Origin of the sequence: Enterobacter sp. FUJ80071, assembly GCF_038739915.1 — a bacterium.
Taxonomy (GTDB): Bacteria; Pseudomonadota; Gammaproteobacteria; order Enterobacterales; family Enterobacteriaceae; genus Enterobacter; species Enterobacter kobei.
The window spans coordinates 48280-60820 of sequence record NZ_JBBXKH010000003.1; the positions used below are offsets into that span (position 1 = coordinate 48280).

At 46.0% G+C, this 12541-nt stretch carries 11 protein-coding genes and 4 pseudogenes; 6 read left to right on the top strand and 9 right to left on the bottom strand.

Annotated features, from left to right (window positions below; genetic code table 11):
• Positions 1 to 74: 74 nt before the first annotated feature.
• From AAER43_RS25125 to AAER43_RS25135, 3 genes are all read right to left on the bottom strand, one after another.
• Positions 75 to 272, bottom strand: a complete 198-nt coding sequence (locus tag AAER43_RS25125; protein ID WP_000710701.1) for a hypothetical protein — start codon at positions 270 to 272, stop codon at positions 75 to 77.
• Between the two features lie 694 nt (positions 273 to 966).
• On the bottom strand, positions 967 to 1374 hold the full coding sequence (locus tag AAER43_RS25130) for a hypothetical protein (RefSeq protein WP_001572392.1): 408 nt from the start codon (positions 1372 to 1374) through the stop codon (positions 967 to 969).
• 47 nt (positions 1375 to 1421) lie between these two features.
• Positions 1422 to 1994, bottom strand: coding sequence for a thermonuclease family protein (locus AAER43_RS25135; RefSeq protein WP_342702040.1), 573 nt, complete (start codon positions 1992 to 1994; stop codon positions 1422 to 1424).
• Positions 1995 to 2208: 214 nt separating this feature from the next.
• On the opposite strand from AAER43_RS25135, the gene AAER43_RS25140 reads away from it, so the two are divergent.
• Positions 2209 to 3636, top strand: a complete 1428-nt coding sequence (locus AAER43_RS25140; protein ID WP_087878311.1) for a DNA cytosine methyltransferase — start codon at positions 2209 to 2211, stop codon at positions 3634 to 3636.
• Between the two features lie 163 nt (positions 3637 to 3799).
• Here the strand turns inward: AAER43_RS25140 and AAER43_RS25145 are convergent, their stop codons facing one another.
• Together AAER43_RS25145 and rcnR are read right to left on the bottom strand one after the other, a co-directional pair.
• Complete coding sequence (locus AAER43_RS25145; RefSeq protein WP_342702041.1) at positions 3800 to 4582, bottom strand: DUF4942 domain-containing protein; 783 nt, start codon at positions 4580 to 4582, stop codon at positions 3800 to 3802.
• Positions 4583 to 5047: 465 nt separating this feature from the next.
• Positions 5048 to 5320, bottom strand: a complete 273-nt coding sequence (gene rcnR, locus AAER43_RS25150; RefSeq protein WP_000019951.1) for a Ni(II)/Co(II)-binding transcriptional repressor RcnR — start codon at positions 5318 to 5320, stop codon at positions 5048 to 5050.
• 121 nt (positions 5321 to 5441) lie between these two features.
• Between rcnR and AAER43_RS25155 the strand changes: the two genes are divergently transcribed.
• Positions 5442 to 6557, top strand: a complete 1116-nt coding sequence (locus AAER43_RS25155) for a nickel/cobalt efflux protein RcnA (RefSeq protein WP_001572377.1) — start codon at positions 5442 to 5444, stop codon at positions 6555 to 6557.
• A gap of 257 nt (positions 6558 to 6814) precedes the next feature.
• Here the strand turns inward: AAER43_RS25155 and AAER43_RS25160 are convergent, their stop codons facing one another.
• On the bottom strand, positions 6815 to 7249 hold the full coding sequence (locus AAER43_RS25160) for a copper-binding protein (protein ID WP_096151415.1): 435 nt from the start codon (positions 7247 to 7249) through the stop codon (positions 6815 to 6817).
• Positions 7250 to 7466: 217 nt separating this feature from the next.
• Entirely contained in the window at positions 7467 to 8813 is a 1347-nt protein-coding gene (gene pcoS / locus AAER43_RS25165; RefSeq protein ID WP_001572376.1) for a copper resistance membrane spanning protein PcoS, read from the bottom strand.
• Between the two features lie 38 nt (positions 8814 to 8851).
• On the opposite strand from pcoS, the gene AAER43_RS25170 reads away from it, so the two are divergent.
• The 3 genes and pseudogenes from AAER43_RS25170 to AAER43_RS25180 form a co-directional block, all read left to right on the top strand.
• Positions 8852 to 9820, top strand: a complete 969-nt coding sequence (locus tag AAER43_RS25170; protein WP_000654804.1) for an IS5-like element IS903B family transposase — start codon at positions 8852 to 8854, stop codon at positions 9818 to 9820.
• 188 nt (positions 9821 to 10008) lie between these two features.
• Positions 10009 to 10650 (top strand): annotated as a pseudogene (locus tag AAER43_RS25175) (DUF1705 domain-containing protein); the annotation flags it as partial.
• Positions 10651 to 10660: 10 nt separating this feature from the next.
• Positions 10661 to 10936, top strand: a pseudogene (locus AAER43_RS25180) (IS481 family transposase); the annotation flags it as partial.
• On the opposite strand, the pseudogene AAER43_RS25185 reads toward AAER43_RS25180, so the two are convergent.
• Positions 10934 to 11116: pseudogene (locus AAER43_RS25185) on the bottom strand (IS481 family transposase); the annotation flags it as partial. The pseudogenes AAER43_RS25180 and AAER43_RS25185 overlap by 3 nt on opposite strands.
• Before the next feature lie 53 nt (positions 11117 to 11169).
• On the bottom strand, positions 11170 to 11874 hold the full coding sequence (locus AAER43_RS25190; protein WP_001067855.1) for an IS6-like element IS26 family transposase: 705 nt from the start codon (positions 11872 to 11874) through the stop codon (positions 11170 to 11172).
• Positions 11875 to 12027: 153 nt separating this feature from the next.
• On the opposite strand from AAER43_RS25190, the pseudogene AAER43_RS25195 reads away from it, so the two are divergent.
• A pseudogene (locus tag AAER43_RS25195) lies at positions 12028 to 12159 on the top strand (IS110 family transposase); the annotation flags it as partial.
• Between the last annotated feature and the right edge of the window lie 382 nt (positions 12160 to 12541).

The following is a 12541-nucleotide window of genomic DNA, read 5'->3' on the forward strand; positions in this document are numbered from 1 at the left end:
TGACATAAGGTTTAAAGTCGTATGATCTACGCACTAGGCCATGGCTTGTAATGAGTGAAAAAAGGTTCAAGATTTTAGAGAAATGCTCCCAAGATCAACATGGCGGCATAAGTTTTCCAGCTTGACCAATCAATCGTGGAACCAAGCAACAGATAGAATGCCAGGCCTACCAGCCCCAGCTTTACTACTATCCCAATTAATATGGTAAAGATAGACTCATCGCGTTCGCCTTTAAGTAATTTACAACGCGTAATTAGATCGTCTTTTTTCATGTAGAATCCCTTAGAGTTATTAAAGTCCTGCATTAGAAGTTGTTACCTGCCGAAGTTACCTCGTATGAGTTAACTGTGGCTCCAAACATACAAAATATAAGCTGTGCCAATTGAAAGGATTAGAAAAGCACAGTTACTAATAAAATCTACTAATGCTTGTAGCTTCTTTAGTCTCACTATTGCTGGACCGTGTTCAGTAGAGGTACTACTCAGCCCTTTTGTTCTGGCACTCTCTGCTTTTCTGAAAAAATTGTAATGCAATCCTGACCGCAAGCAAAACCATGCCAAACCAGTCGTTATTACGATATTTATGTAGAAAGCATATTGAATCATTTGTTCAGTTTCGAAGCTTTCCATTGAAAACCCTTTGTTGAAATGTTGAATAAAATTATTTTTAGTAAATGTAAGCAATAAATAGAACGAATATTAATAGTGAAAGATGCAATGCCAACATCTGCTTATGATGCCTTATGAGGATTTCTTCCTTCGCATTCATTAAATCGTACATCTCATCAATATTTTTATTGCTGGTATATTCGAGACGTTCATCACGAAGTAATTTGAACTTTACCAATACGACAAGTGATTTAATAATAAAGCTCGTAAGCATAACAGTTATAGACAAAAATAAAAAATAGGCCAAATTCATATATCACTCCATGGAGATTAATAGAAAAATTTATAATAAGTAATCTCATAGAGCATTACTTGAATCTTCTTCCCATACTAAGGACTCACCGAGAAATTTAGTTAAAGATGATTTGGCATACTGTGGTTCGGAAAAAAAACGTGGGAACCAGCCGTCAAAGCTTTGGGTACCATTGTGACGATTTTCAGGCGAGACTGATAAGCGGTACCCGTCTCCGTAAGGTGAAATGCTAAATGTGTATCCATCATCTGTCTTTGAGATCAGCGTTTTGCTTGTCATATGACTAATAGATACCGTTAACTCCTTTGGTGTTTGTATCACCGAAAGAAGAAACAATGCGCTTATGGCTGCAAAAATCCAGCAATATAATGATGCATCCATAAAACCAGCTACAACACTCGATCCCAAAAAAAACCAAAATAAACTTATTAAGATTACTGAGTTTTCATTCATGTCTGTTCCTTGTTATTACTAATTATATTATGCTTTATAGTTGACCGTCAGACTACCCACGGGTTTTGACGAACAAAGTCACGCACTCCATTTATACATGCTTTTGAGATGACTTCAAAATAAGGATGGTTTGATGGAATCATATTCCCGGTATTATCAAGAAGCATAATAGTCCCTAAAGACCGAACCCCTTTTGCCTCCTTTTGTGCTGCGGATTCATATTTGATATAGCCAGGGACAATGGCGTTATCTTCGAACCGATAAACCCACGCATATCCACTGTCCACCATAGAGGCATTGATATCATATCCATCTAACCAGATGGTACCTAACATACGGCCATAGATATCCGTACCATGGTCTATCACGGTAACGATTTTAGTTGCTATAGCTGTGGTTAAGGCCTGTTTTGCTTTTTGGCCAAAAGCCTGTTTAGATTCAGGAGCGTCTATACCATACATCCGTATTTTGATGGTTGTGTTTTGAGCATCCAACGCAGTTATGGTGTCACCGTCAACAATCTTAACCACCTTTGCCTCAAAAGTTGTTGAGTTCCCCCAGGACGCCACTGGGAATACAACAATCATGATGGGCAAAAGTAACTTTGTAAAAAAAAACATCATTTCACCTGAATTTGTTGAGTACAGACATGTATCCACAAGCCTATTTACAGGCAGTATTTTAACAAGTCATTATTTCATGGGCGGGCTTAAAACCAATCTTTTTGCAACTTAAAGGCAGAATAATCACAATAAATTTAGAACCTGAACCAAAAAATAATCCAAATTAAGCGTGTTAATCTATCTCAAAGATATTATTCCTGAGAGAGTTTGGATGAAACGTTACACTCATGATCTTGAGACAGACCTGAATGATGTGGATAAAACACCATCTCTGATCCACAAAACTTTGTTAACAGCTTCGACTATTTATGACCTGAAATATCTGGCTCAGGTATTAAATGATGAAAATGGCAGTAATTGGTCCCGTGCATCCCTTAAACGTCAGGTTACATGCATACCTGAGCATTGTGATCTGAGTATCGCAGATGGACGCTATCTACAGACTTTAATACCTTCACGACCTGCTGATTATGAGGACAGGCACTTTAGCTTTATCGAGCTGTTTGCAGGGATAGGTGGACTGCGAAGCGGATTTGATGCCATCGGTGGTAAATGTCTTTTCACGAGCGAATGGAATACTTATTCCAGCCGTACTTACCGGGCGAACTGGTATTGCGATGAGAACGAGCACCGCTTCAATTCAGACATCCGTGACATCACTCTTAGCAACCGGCCCGAGGTTACTGATGACGAGGCATACAAATTTATCGATGCCTCTATCCCGGATCATGATGTTCTTCTTGCGGGATTTCCATGCCAGCCATTCAGCATCGCCGGTGTCAGTAAAAAGAACTCTATGGGTCGCAAACACGGTTTCGAGTGCGACACTCAGGGTACGCTCTTCTTTGATGTGGCCAGGATCATCCGGGCAAAACAACCTGCAATTTTTGTTCTGGAAAACGTAAAAAATCTGAAGAGTCACGATAAGGGTAATACCTTTAACATCATCATGAAAACGCTCGATGAGCTTGGCTACGACGTCGCAAACAGCGAAAGCACGGGCGCGGATGATCCTAAAGTCATCGATGGCCGTCATTTCCGACCCCAGCACCGTGAACGTATCGTCCTTATTGGTTTTCGCCGCGACCTACGTCTGAAAGACGGTTTTACTCTGAGAGACATTAAAGACTTTTATCCGGACAAGCGCCCTTCTCTCTCAGATTTACTGGATCCGAGCGTAGATAGTAAATACATCCTCTCCCCTAAACTCTGGGAGTACTTATACAACTATGCAAAGAAACATGCGGCAAAAGGCAATGGTTTTGGTTTTGGACTAGTAGATCCTTCCAATGTTAATAGTGTCACCAGAACCCTCTCAAGCCGCTATATGAAAGACGGATCTGAAATTCTTATTGATCGGGGCTGGTCTCATGAGCTGGGAGAAACTGATTTCCATAACACATACAACATGGACCGTCGGCCACGCATGCTAACGCCACGTGAATGCAGCAGGCTAATGGGCTTCGATAAACCCGGGGAAAGTGTTTTCCGTATCCCTGTGTCCAATACACAGGCTTACAGACAGTTTGGGAACTCCGTGGTCGTTGATGTCTTTGCGGCCGTCGCCAAACTGCTGAAGTCACGAATTGAATTTGCAGCCTCCCAGCGCTTGCGGCAGTTTTACGACGAAGTCAGCTGACCTGAGCTCCTTCATCAATTTAAATGCTTAAGATTGTTGTAATAATGTCAGAGGTCAACCATGACGTATTTCGAATCAGCTGAAGGTGAGACGGTATCTAAAGAACGAGCATTACAAGAACTGTCCAGGCATTGCGTTCCCGAAACAGATTTCGAAGAATTCTTTAGCGACATGGGCGTAAAGGAACAGTATGACGCTCAGGAAGTGTTGCTCTGGTTGGGATATTAAACTTCCTGTTTAGGAGACTACACCGCCAGCCATTCTCATCACTGACCTCGCCTGTGAATTCTGTATTTCTCATGGCCGTCAGCCTGTCGACCATACTCAGCCCACCGCCGGTTGCAGGTGTTGGAGTATCAGAACAGATGCATACAATATTCTCAAAGTCGCGTAAACAAAAGTGATTGTCCTGCGAGAAACCGTTGTACCTCAGCACGTTCACACCAGGAAAAATCCCCCGAAGAACAAGCTTTTTTGGCATTGTATATTGCCTGGCATTGCTTTTGAAACTTCGGTCAAGCTTGTTGAGAACATCAACGAAACCTTCTGCAAGGGTGTCTCGTCTGTTAGCCAGTGCATGCTGTAATGTTCCCTTAACAATCTCCAGGGAAGCGACGGGCGGATCCGTACGAAGGGATTCGTTAAAGGCTTCTTTTTGCTTATGGTTCCAGTACCGGTCCATACCTGTTTCTTCAAAGAGCCTTTTCCACGTTTTACGGTCAATTTCCTTACGCCCCTCCTCGATGGTGCGATCCAGTGACGACGGAAGACCAAATGCGTTGGGCTGCATAATTCTGCTGGTGAAGAGAGAGAGACCGCACAGTTCCGACGCTTCCGAGATTAACCGCATCCCTTCTTCGAATTTCTGCATGGCCATATCCCGGGCGCTGATGAGCTGCCCTGTCCGGCTCGCCGGTACTGGCTCAGAACCCTGGTTTTGAGTCATTTTACACTCCATTTTGGTATGTCAGAACATTTTGATTTGAGCAAAGGTAGGTGTACACAGACATTAAAGTTGTCTCCTTTAACATGAAAAAGACTTTAAAGTTGTCTACTTCTTCAGATAGACCTACTTAACAGGATACTAAGTAGGTCATCTCCTTTCTCGCGTAGCATCTCTCGACGTTCACAGCAGAGGACACGTTTCAAAATGTCATCCAAAATTTTTTTCCATTATCTGACGTTGGGTGATTTTGATGGTCAGCGAGTAGAGGCTTTAACAATGTGGGTTGCCCTGAGCAAAGTAAGGGAAGTAGATGTACCAGAAATGTACGCGTTGCCTTGCATGAAGGGGGGCATCTTAAAGCTCATTGATTAAACAAACTCACTATGCCGCTACAAACAGCCCAAAACCGTCACTTGATAACGTGTTATTTAGATAAATTAATGCTCAGGGCTTTTAGCCAAACTGTCACTTGATGTAAGAATCCAGAACCTTCAGCACAACGTCCAGGTCTTCTTCTCGTTTCTGTTCTTCACTTTCATGAACAATATGTTCAGTCAAATGTCCTTTAATCACTTCACGCAATAAACCATTCACGGCACCACGTATGGCGGCTATTTGTTGCAGTACAGCGGCACATTCGTGAGGTTCATCAAGCATTTTTTTCAGCGCAGCAACCTGCCCCTGGATCTTGCTTGTACGTGCTTTCAGTTTTTGTTTATCGCGGATGGTATGTGACATGTGGGCTCTCACTCTCCTGGATATTTTATGTAACTATACCAGCGTTATTCTACTGGGGGGTAGTATATTTTACTGGGGGGAGTAGAATCCGGCCTACACTTAATAACCAAGAATGATTCTCATGAACGAATTTACGACACTTCTTCAGCAAGGCAACGCATGGTTTTTCATCCCCAGCGCCATTCTGCTTGGCGCGCTTCATGGACTGGAGCCCGGGCACTCCAAAACAATGATGGCAGCATTCATCATTGCTATAAAAGGCACCGTACGTCAGGCCGTGATGCTGGGTGTCGCGGCAACATTGTCGCACACTGCAGTCGTATGGCTGATTGCTTTTGGAGGGATGTATATCAGTAATAAATTTACCGCAGAATCAGCCGAACCCTGGCTACAGATGGTCTCTTCAGTGATCATCCTTGGTACGGCTTTTTGGATGTTCTGGCGAACCTGGAGCGGTGAGAAAAACTGGCTGGAGGGAATGCAGGAGAATGAACATCATCACCATGACGAAACAAGGTTGATCGATACTGGCCATGGAAAAGTTGAACTGTCCATTTTTGAAGAAGGACAACTTCCCCACTGGCGGCTACGCACTCTTAGTGGCCAAAGATGGGCTTCTGAAGATATCTCATTAACCACACTTCGGGAAAACAGTACGATCTCTCAGACTTTTGAATTTGTTGATCATGGTGATTATCTGGAGTCAACATCTCCCATCCCTGAGCCTCACAGTTTCAACGTACGTCTGTCTCTGGGACATCGTGGTCATGTCCATGACTATGATGTGGCGTTCGCTGAACACGACCATGACCATGACCACTCTGAGCTTGATGGGCTGGATGTGAATTCGAAAGAGTATCAGGACGCTCACGAACTGGCTCATGCCAATGACATAAAACGCCGCTTCGACGGGAAAGAAGTAACCAACGGGCAAATCCTGATATTTGGACTGACAGGAGGGCTTATCCCTTGCCCGGCAGCTATAACTGTATTGTTGATCTGCCTTCAGCTTAAAGCGCTTACGCTGGGTGCCACACTGGTTGTTTGTTTCAGTATCGGCCTGGCATTGACCCTCGTAACGGTTGGAGTGGGTGCGGCGATCAGCGTTCGTCAGGTCGCCAAACGCTGGAGTGGCTTCAATACCATCGCCAGAAGAGCCCCCTATATTTCAAGCGCCCTGATTGCTGCTGTTGGGATTTACATGGGTATACATGGCTGGAATGGGCTGGTGCATTAACACCGGTACTGATGACACACACTCTGGGTACTTACAAAGTACATCCTAAGCGCCACCGTTGAGGTTATGAGCAGAAAAACCCGGAATATAAAGCTGCTCTTTCCGGGACTTGTTGCTGAGGCAGGGATTAAGTAACTGATTAAATCCATTCCCATAAGACTCAATGATAAATGAAAGAATAAAAAAAACGCTCCCGGACGGGAGCGTAAGCCAGTGACTTCGGCGTCAAATGAGGGTCTAACAAGTGGAGCTGCGGGTTAATTCTGGGTGATCTGGCTGCGATGCTTTTCAGCCTGCTGCTGATGAATAACGGAAGACTGACCATTATTCGCCTTCTCGTGCACAACAGCGGCTTTTTCATGCTCGTTCATTTCTGAAAATGACGTTGCTGATTCGTTGGTGGTCCCTGGTTTGCCTTTCATCATTTTTTTATGCATCTCCGCCATGTCCTGGTGGGCAGAAGCGTTGCCGTTTTGCATCATTTCATGGGACATTGCAGCCTGATCGTGTCCGCTCATATCCATCATTGTCATACTGTCTCCCTGAACAGCGCTTTTTTCAGAGGTTGACTGCATCTGATGGGCGGGTGCCTGGGCATTATTTACCTGGTCATGCATGTTCATTGTCTCTGCAGCCATGGCGGATGAAGCGACAGCCATAATGGCAACAAATGATACAAGGATCTTTTTCATGGTTGGGTCTCCGGTGTTTTCATACCCAAACAATCAACGGCTTATAACAGAGAAAGCATTTGATCTCAGGGCGGGTTATTCATCACTCCAGGAACCAGGCGATTGCGTTATCACTCTGCTCCTGATTTATGTATGATTATAAAAAACCGCCTCTGTTTATCGCGTGACTGAATGATGACAATTTTGTCACCTTCCAGGTTTCTCCTGAAGAACGGGATTAATCCATTAACAGGCGCACACTGAACACAATTTCCCGCCCCTGCTGTTCTGCTGACAGCTCGCCGCCATGAGCATGAATGATCGACCTTGTAATTGATAATCCCAGCCCCGCGCCTTCCGTGTTGTGGACCCTTGATGAATCAGCTCGATAGAACCGATCAAACAAACGTTCCAGATTAGCGGGAACCTGGCCGGACATCGTATTCGTAATCATCACGTTCACACAGTCACTGTCACGCTCAAGGTGTATCGCTGTACAGGTGTTATCGGGAGAATACTTGATTGCATTGGAAAGCAGGTTACTGAAAGCACGTCGCAGCATATCGCTGTCTCCGGCAACAACGCCCTCTCCTTCAACGGTGATTGTCTTTCCTGTTTCGTCTGCCAGAGGCTCGAACAGCTCACGTAATTCATTCAGTTCGGCGGCCAGATCCACATCATGTTTATCCAGCTGCAGCAGACCATGCTCTGAACGTGCCAGAAAAAGCATATCACTGGTCATTCGTGACAACCTTTTCAGTTCTTCCAGGTAAGCGAATAAGATTTCGCGGTAATGCGAAACATCCCTTTCCTTAGCCAGTGCAAACTGCGTCTGCATCATCAGATTACTGACCGGTGTGCGCAGCTCATGCGCGATGTCAGACGAGAAATCTGACAGTTTCCGGAATGACCCCTCCAGGCGATCGAACATGTTATTGAACTCCTGCATGGTCTCAGAAATTTCCGGCGGAGCCAAATCGGGATTAAGACGCTGATCCAGGCTGTGTACGGTCATGGAGGAAGCCAGACTGGTCATTTCCCGTAGCGGTTTCAGACCAATACGTGTGGTCAGCCAGCCCAGAAAAACAGAAATAAAGACCAGACCGATATTGAACCAGAACAGCCAGGTACTGAGCTTATCCATAAACAGGGTGTGATACCCAGTATCCGTGGCAACCGTAATGATGACATGTTTGCTTTTACCCTGTTCCGGCGTCACGGCAACCCGCCGCGAGATACTGCGGTACACGGTGTTATTTTCTTCCGTCTGGATCATATAGTCGAGAATATCACCCGACTTATTAAGCAGGACCGCTGGAACAACAGAATTTTTGGCATAGAGTTCAACAATTTTTTCATTTTCCATGTTTTTTATAGAAATGAATAAACCATTGTGCCCTACCATCGCATCGTTTATTTTTTCTGATAATGACTTAATATCCGTTTTGTTCCGGAACGTCTCTGTTTTAAGAAACTCTTCGGTGAGCTGAAGTTTACCTGTCAGAAAATCGCGGTCCTGATTATCGAAATAGCCATTAAGGGTGCTAATCAGGATAAAACTTGATAACCACCATACCGTAAGCATCACCGCGGCTTTGTTGAATAAATCGAACTTTTGCTGAGTTGAAGGATCAGATCACGCATCTTCCCGACAACGCAGACCGTTCCGTGGCAAAGCAAAAGTTCAAAATCACCAACTGGCCCACCTACAATAAAGCCCTCATCAACCGTGGCTCCATAACTTTCTGGCTGGATGATGAAGCTATTCAGGCCTGGTATGAGTCAGCAACACCTTCTTCACGAGGCAGACCTCAGCGCTATTCTGACCTTGCCATCACGACTGTGCTGGTCATTAAACGCGTATTCAGGCTGACCCTGCGCGCTGCGCAGGGCTTTATTGATTCCATTTTTTCTCTGATGAACGTTCCGCTACGCTGCCCGGATTACAGCTGTGTCAGCAGGCGGGCAAAGTCGGTTAATGTCAGTTTCAAAACGCCCACCCGGGGTGAAATCGCACACCTGGTAATTGATTCCACCGGGCTGAAGGTCTTCGGTGAAGGCGAGTGGAAAGTCAAAAAGCATGGCCAGGAACGCCGCCGTATCTGGCGTAAGCTGCATCTCGCCGTTGACAGTAAAACACATGAAATCATCTGCGCTGACCTGTCGCTGAACAACGTTACGGACTCAGAGGCCTTCCCCGGGTTAATCCGGCAAACCCACCGGAAAATCAGGTCAGCCGCCGCCGATGGCGCTTACGATACCCGGCTATGTCACGATGAACTGCGGCGTAAGAAAATCAGCGCGCTTATCCCTCCCCGAAAAGGTGCGGGTTACTGGCCCGGTGAATATGCAGACCGTAACCGTGCAGTGGCTAATCAGCGAATGACCGGGAGTAATGCGCGGTGGAAATGGACAACAGATTACAACCGTCGCTCGATAGCGGAAACGGCGATGTACCGGGTAAAACAGCTGTTCGGGGGTTCACTGACGCTGCGTGACTACGATGGTCAGGTTGCGGAGGCTATGGCCCTGGTACGAGCGCTGAACAAAATGACGAAAGCAGGTATGCCTGAAAGCGTGCGTATTGCCTGAAAACACAACCCGCTACGGGGGAGACTTACCCGAAATCTGATTTATTCAACAAAGCCTCGTTAAGGTTAACCTAAGATTTCAGAATGATAATCTCTGCTTTGCAGCGAATAAGGCAATCATAATATTAGATTGAATTGTTGTAATTATCATCAATGTTTTTACTGGTTTACTATTTTCCGGAGGTGTTAATGCCTGTACTTTTCAGGGTGAAAGTTATTCCGCTGGTTTTACTTCTGGCAATGATCTTTGCGTTTTTACTTAACTGGCCAATATTGCTGCATTTTTACGAGATTTTGTCGCATTTAGAGCATGTCAAAATTGGTTTTGTCATTTCTATTCCCTTTGTTCTGGTTGCGGCGCTTAACGTTGTTTTTATGCCTTTCTCAGTTCGTTTTCTGCTGAAACCTTTCTTTGCTTTACTGTTTATCACTGGCTCACTGGTCAGTTATTCGACACTAAAATATAAAGTAATGTTTGATCAAACGATGATTCAAAACATTATTGAAACTAACCCCCAGGAAGCGCATTCCTATCTTAATGGCTCAATTATTATATGGTTCGTCTTTACCGGTATCCTTCCTGCCATCCTCCTTTTTTCAATAAAAATTCAATATCCTGAAAAATGGTATAAAGGCATTGCTTACCGTTTGCTCTCCGTGCTGGCATCGTTGAGTTTGATTGCAGGTGTTGCCGCACTTTATTATCAGGATTATGCCTCTGTCGGCCGCAATAACTCGACATTGAATAAAGAGATCATCCCGGCGAACTACGCTTACAGCACTTTCCAGTATGTTAAGGATACGTACTTTACGACTAAAGTGCCTTTCCGGACAACGCGCTGAGCCGGAATCCCGCAAGGTGGGTGTTGATGCGCGGGTAACGATAGACGGCACCGCATGGGAAGTTGAACCGGATATGGCGGGGGAAATCGTCATTCTGCTGTGGGGGTTGTTTGACGAAGAGATGTATGTGGAGTTTACCGGTGAAACATGGGGGCCTTATTATCCGGTATCGGGGCCTGTGCCACTACACCGTTATCGGACGTTCAGGCGTGGCAAAGCGGCTGAACGGGCCGATCGTATTCATGCTCTGGCCAGACAGCTGAACATCCCCATCCCGGGCGAACCGACCGTATTGTTCCCAGCTGCACATATCTCTCACGCCGTCCCGGGGGATATTTGCCAGCCAGTCCTCCAGGCGCGAGTGTTTCTCGCTGCGGTGTTGCTGCGCATTGTAACGACTCAGATAGTTCCAGAGCCATTCGTTGGCCTGCAGCTCCGTCTCCGGTTTATGGAAAGGCACTGTTGCAAAGTTAGCGATGAGGCAGCCTTTTGTCTTATTCAAAGGCCTTACATTTCAAAAACTCTGCTTACCAGGCGCATTTCGCCCAGGGGATCACCATAATAAAATGCTGAGGCCTGGCCTTTGCGTAGTGCACGCATCACCTCAATACCTTTGATGGTGGCGTAAGCCGTCTTCATGGATTTAAATCCCAGCGTGGCGCCGATTATCCGTTTCAGTTTGCCATGATCGCATTCAATCACGTTGTTCCGGTACTTAATCTGTCGGTGTTCAACGTCAGACGGGCACCGGCCTTCGCGTTTGAGCAGAGCAAGCGCGCGACCATAGGCGGGCGCTTTATCCGTGTTGATGAATCGCGGGATCTGCCACTTCTTCACGTTGTTGAGGATTTTACCCAGAAACCGGTATGCAGCTTTGCTGTTACGACGGGAGGAGAGATAAAAATCGACAGTGCGGCCCCGGCTGTCGACGGCCCGGTACAGATACGCCCAGCGGCCATTGACCTTCACGTAGGTTTCATCCATGTGCCACGGGCAAAGATCGGAAGGGTTACGCCAGTACCAGCGCAGCCGTTTTTCCATTTCAGGCGCATAACGCTGAACCCAGCGGTAAATCGTGGAGTGATCGACATTCACTCCGCGTTCAGCCAGCATCTCCTGCAGCTCACGGTAACTGATGCCGTATTTGCAGTACCAGCGTACGGCCCACAGAATGATGTCACGCTGAAAATGCCGGCCTTTGAATGGGTTCATGTGCAGCTCCATCAGCAAAAGGGGATGATAAGTTTATCACCACCGACTATTTGCAACAGTGCCCCTTAACGAATGGAAGGGACTTCCCCTGGATATGCGCCTGATTAACTCTTGTGCAATCATGGGGTAAACATAGCCCCGGAGGGATTCGTTATGACCATCACGACTGTCGGTATCGATCTTGCTAAAAATGTGTTCGCTGTTCACTGCGTTGACCAACACGGTAAAACTGTTCTGGTTAAACCCAAAGTATCGCGTGCTGCCCTTACGGTGATGATTTCAGGCTGTACTCAGCCAGCTAAAGCACGAAACAAAATAACCATCTGACCTGCAATTCGTTGATGATAAAGGGTTATACCCCGTGAGGCCTATCTGGCTATTGTACAGGATATACGTATCCGCTTAACGAACAAGAACCTCACGCGCGTCTTTCATCAGGGTCCGAATCGATGACGATTCATCATGGCCGTTTATAGTGCCGCAGTCTCTCCCCTTTATTTTTACTGAAGAGCAGACAGAAACCATAAACACCGGCGTTGACACGCCGGGGAAGCCCTTATAGTACAATAATTTTCGAAATCCAACCCATCCCGCCTACAGGAATGACGGATTTTTCGGCGGTTCCGGCGTAGACCCACCACAACTGCTGTATAGCTTGTGGGTAAGT